Origin of the sequence: Neobacillus drentensis (assembly GCF_036962765.1) — a bacterium.
Classification (GTDB): Bacteria; Bacillota; Bacilli; order Bacillales; family Cytobacillaceae; genus Neobacillus; species Neobacillus drentensis_C.
In genome coordinates this window covers 1-4,434 of sequence record NZ_JBALOS010000006.1, presented here as the reverse complement: position 1 = coordinate 4,434, position 4,434 = coordinate 1, and the positions used below count along the sequence as shown (strand labels likewise).

Here is a 4,434-nt window from a genome sequence, read left to right as displayed (position 1 = left end):
GTTTAACAGAGCCTTTAATAAAGAAAAGAGGGCAAATGATGAAAAAAGTTAAATTAAAGGTTTGTACCATTTTTTCGATTGCTTTGCTATTATTCCTAAGTGCATGTACAGGTGCTGATGAATCATCCTCTACACTAACGGAAAAAGGCAAGGAAAATGGATCATCAAGTCAAGGTGATACCATTGTTGTGGGAATATCTAATGCATTAGGTACCATTAATCCGATTAATGCACGTGATCAGGGAGCATGGACGATTTCATCCATTTTATTTGACCCTTTCTTTGAAGAAAGCGAATCAATGGAATATTTGCCTAAATTAGCTGAGAGCTTTGAAACAAAGGATAACCAAGCGTTTACCATAAAAATTAATCCAAAGGCAACGTGGACGGATGGAAAGCCAGTTACTACTGAAGACGTTAAATTTACTTTTGACACCATGGCGAATCCTAAAGTTCAAAGCATCGGCTTGAAAAACCTTCATGTTATTGATGGATTAGATGAAAATGGTGTACTGACTAAAGGAGAAACTAGTGTTAAGGGTATTGAAATTGTTGATGACAAAACATTTGTCATTCATACAAAAAAACCGGTAGATCCAAACTACATTAAAGGCTGTTTAGTCAATATTCGGACAATCCCTAGTCATATCCTTAAAGACAAAGATCCTGCTACTCTTCATCAAAATCCAAATTTGTTAAAACCAACTGTAACGGATGGTGCCTATACGCTTAAAAATTTCAGCCCAGAAACACTGGTAGAACTTAAGGCTAATCCTAGCTATTACCGTGGTGCTCCAAAGACTGAGAAGCTTTTCTTTAAAGTTGTGCCTTCGGCTAATTTAACGGCTCAGCTTCAAACAGGTGAAATTCATTTGAATTATCCTGCTGTAGGTCCCATTGCTATTCAAGATTATGAAAAAGTGAAAAATATGGCCAATGTTCAGTCAGTTGAAGGAAAAGGATATGATTATCAAGAGATATACTTTAATATGAAAACCATTTCTGAACCAAAAATGCGTCAAGCCATTGCTTATGCCATTAACCGGCCTCAAATTGTTGAGAAACTGTTAAAAGGGAAATCAGATATTATTGATGGAGCATATACACTTCCGCATCCATATTTAGATAAAAGCATTAAGAATTATGAATATGATTCCAAAAAGGCGAAGGAATTGATAGAAGAATCTGGATGGGATAAGAGTAAACCCATTCGACTTAATGTTCCTGTTGGAAACCAGGTTCGTGAACAAGCAGCAGTGATTATTTCTGAAAACCTTCGTGCAGTCGGCCTAAAAGTACAAATTCAAAAGTACGATTTCTCTACGTATATACAAAAAGCTGCGAAGCATGATTTTGATTTAATGTTCCTTGGAATCCCTTACCAAATTGATCCAGATATTAGTTCCTATTATGTTACCAATGCTGCTTATAATTTTGCAGGTTATAGTAATCCGGAAATGGATCAATTATTATCACAAGGCGCATCAGAACCAAACCCTGAAAACAGGAAAGTAATCTATAATAAAGCACAAGAAATTTTGCATAACGACCTGCCAACCTTAACCATTTATACGGAACATCAAATGGGGGCGGTTTCCAAAAAAGTAAAAGTAGGAACACCAAAACAATTTGGAATGTTCTATGATGTGCAAAATTGGGAAATAGAAAAATAATTTAAGAAAAGAGAATATGCTGCAATAAAGCTGACCTCGGTACTAAACTGGGGTCATTTATTTTCCTCCTGATGTATATGTTTCGTTTTAGTAGATGATCAGAATAGAATAGAAACGAATATTTTAAAAAGAATACCAATTTTTATTCATTAAGCAACTGCTCAACTGTTATCATCCAAAGGGTTAAGTCCAAAGAAATTCCTAGATGATTACTCTCATGTAAACGATTTTAAAATCTACTTAAAATACAATGTTTGTAATAACCAACCATAATGTCGCTTAAATCGAATTTCAAGTAATGGACGGATCATTTTCAGTATGCAGGATAATCAGTTTACGTCGATCATCCACTTTTTTCTTTTGCAATAGTTTCCGTACATGGGACTTCACTGTGTTTTCGCTAATAAATAAGCTGCTGGCAATCTCTTTATTGGTCAATCCCCTTACTAAGAGTATAAATACTTGATTCTCGCGTTCTGTGAGAGTTTCATTAGTCTGGTCGGAAACTGCCTCTAATGGACTTAGGCTTCCTTGATTTGTTAACAGTTGAAGCAACCTGCCGATTTCATTAATCATATTCTGTTCTTCAGCATGTGTGAACGTTTCCAATGTATCTAAATAAAACCTCCAAGGAGTTTCCTTCGTATTCTCAAGAAGCCATTCTTTTTCACCTTCGCATAAAAAAAATCCTGTAAACAAAAAGTATTTCTGATTATCGACCGTAAACGGATACAGAATGATATTTGGTCGAAGAATAATTTTCGCTCTTAAAACAACTGGATCTGTTAATGATTTAAATTGCTGGATAATTGGGAGGCAAAATTCTTGGTGCACATTGTCGCCAGAGAATTCCATTGTCTTCTGATGTGCATGACAATAATTAATAATTGGAAATAGTTCGTTTCCTTGTGAATCGTAAATTAGTCCCGCAAATCCNNATAAATCTAATAGATAAGCCCAATTCTTTTGCAATTTAAATCACCTCCGTTCAAGTTATTACTTAAATTTTGATTTAGCGAAGTTAATTTTGATTTTAAACAATTTTATAGAAGAGGACAACCACCCGTTAGAGTGATAATCATAGGATTAATCCTTTATCAAAAGAACTAACTCGGGGGTTGTCATCCTTTCAGGTAATTGTCCGATCTTTTATTTTATTATAATATTCTGGACGGGAGTTTATTGTTTGAATTTCGAGAAGACGGTTAAGGTAATGGTTTCCAAACATCGAAATGAGAATAATGATATGAAATGGATGGTACAAGGACGTGTAGCTTTAGTAACGGGTGCGATTCTTTTTTTTCCTTACTCAACTAAACTACCCCGTTAGCTGAACAAGAAAAAGGTGCAATCCCATTCTTTAACTCTGGTTCGGAAAACCCTATTTTTTATTCAAGAATAAACCTCCTATTTATATAACATTAAAAGAATGTTGATAGCCGGATGATCAGGTTATGGGGGGAGTCTTTATGGGAAGTACATTAAAAGAAACAAGGGAAGAAATTCATAAACAACGGGTAAACTCATTTAAATGGTTTGTAAAAAGGATGTTTATTACAACAAGTATCTTCATTATTATTGCACTCATATTTGCCGCAATCCGTTTTTATCAGGCAAATCACTTTAATGAACAAATCAAGATTAATGGCATAAAAGTCAGTGGACTGAATGCTGATCAGGCACTAAAAAAATTAAAAACATCTGTATTAAAAAATGAAGTCTATGTCGGACAACTACAAATTTTAGATGAAAAAGATACAAAGATTGGATTTACGGATAAAGATCTGCCAGGTGTCAAAAAATTATTAAGAAGCCAGCGGACGTTTTTTTCTTCCTCAAAGACAAAGAATTATTCGTTAATGCCAAGCAAACTAGATCAGTATCGAAGCCAGACGATGAAAAAAAAAGTTGAAGAAAAGCTTTTATCTATGAATATGACTTTTAAAGTGGCACAAGATGCGGAGGCTCATTTGGAACAAGGTAAAATTGTCGTCTCTAAAAGCATTAGCGGGGAGCAGTATGATATCGCCAGTCTATTAAAGGCCTACGTGAAGCAGGAATATACTAGTGAAATCCGTCTGAATCCTGTGTACATACAGCCAATCAAAAAAGACAGTACTATTGTAAAAAATAAAGTGAAAAAGCTGCAGGAACTCCTTCATCGAACCGTCGATTATAAGGTACAGGATAAAGTGTATACTTTAAAAGCCAGCGTTTTAATCAAAAATGCCTCTGTGTCAAAAGATATGAAGATTATAATTGACTTGGATGACATTAAGAATAAGATTGCTGAGATTAATGATGCTAAATCCACTTTAAATAAAAATTTCACATTTAAGACCCATTCAGGTTCTGTCATATCAGTAAAAGGACAAGGCTATGGTTGGGCATTAGATGTGGACAAAGAAACAAAACAGATTCAGGCAGCTTTTGAGAAAGAAGTGAAATCAATTTCTGCTTCTAATATTATCGGACATGGCTGGAGTAATGAAGGCTACGGTTATGAAACGACAACAAAACATGGCATCGGCAAAACGTATGCTGAAGTGTCCATTGCTGAACAGCGAATTTGGATTTACAAAAAGGGGAAATTAGTCGTCACAACGAATGTCGTGACAGGCAAACACAGCACCGGTGAAGATACATCACCAGGAGTGTGGTATATCCTCTATAAACGATCACCATATATACTCAAAGGCAGTAGAGCAGGAAGTTCGGATTACACCATAAAAGTAGATTATTGGGTTCCTTTTACGAATAG

The 4,434-nt window shown here is 35.2% G+C and carries 4 protein-coding genes; 3 read left to right on the top strand and 1 reads right to left on the bottom strand.

Annotated features, from left to right (window positions below):
* Positions 1-1,673, top strand: a 1,673-nt coding sequence (locus V7137_RS01735; protein ID WP_335696478.1) for an ABC transporter substrate-binding protein, incomplete at its 5' end; no start/stop codon positions are given.
* A gap of 291 nt (positions 1,674-1,964) precedes the next feature.
* Here V7137_RS01735 and V7137_RS30875 read toward each other — a convergent pair.
* Positions 1,965-2,249, bottom strand: a complete 285-nt coding sequence (locus V7137_RS30875) for a response regulator transcription factor (RefSeq protein WP_438825612.1) — start codon at positions 2,247-2,249, stop codon at positions 1,965-1,967.
* Between the two features lie 610 nt (positions 2,250-2,859).
* Here V7137_RS30875 and V7137_RS01725 point away from each other — a divergent pair.
* Both V7137_RS01725 and V7137_RS01720 read left to right on the top strand, forming a co-directional pair.
* On the top strand, positions 2,860-3,003 hold the full coding sequence (locus V7137_RS01725) for a hypothetical protein (protein WP_335696476.1): 144 nt from the start codon (positions 2,860-2,862) through the stop codon (positions 3,001-3,003).
* Positions 3,004-3,142: 139 nt separating this feature from the next.
* A partial coding sequence (locus V7137_RS01720) for a L,D-transpeptidase family protein (RefSeq protein ID WP_335696475.1) occupies positions 3,143-4,434 on the top strand: 1,292 nt, incomplete at its 3' end.

Excerpts from the sequence above, each read along its gene's own strand:
- V7137_RS30875 (WP_438825612.1), bottom strand. The coding sequence starts at position 2,249 with ATGATTAATGAAATCGGCAGGTTGCTTCAACTGTTAACAAATCAAGGA.